Raw genomic sequence first — 307 nt, 5'->3', positions numbered from 1 at the left:
GCAAACAGGAACGCTCCCGGGAAAAAGCCACCACCGCTGGCTGCTCCTTCGCCTCCCTTCAAGCTATTGAACGGTTCGTGGCGAAACTTCCGAAGAAGCACGCGTGGACGATCCGTGAGGCACTTGTTCCCTTCGGCCGGGACATCACCGCGATTAACGCGGAGGGCGCGCGTCTCCTGCAGGAGTACACCCGGGCGGATAATCCGGATAAGAAGTTGACGTATCGGGCGATCCCGAATTCCACGTTCGCAACCCTCACCTTGACGGCGGAGTCCTCCCGTGTGAAGCAGATTTTTGACCGGGCACA

The 307-nt window shown here is 59.6% G+C and carries 1 pseudogene; it reads left to right on the top strand.

What is annotated here, in order from left to right:
• A pseudogene (locus tag HMPREF3044_RS10275) lies at positions 1 to 307 on the top strand (HNH endonuclease); the annotation flags it as partial.

Source organism: Corynebacterium sp. HMSC073D01, from assembly GCF_001815555.1.
GTDB lineage: Bacteria > Actinomycetota > Actinomycetes > Mycobacteriales > Mycobacteriaceae > Corynebacterium > Corynebacterium glucuronolyticum.
Note: the sequence above shows the minus strand (reverse complement) of the source record. Positions and strands in the feature narration are given on the sequence as shown.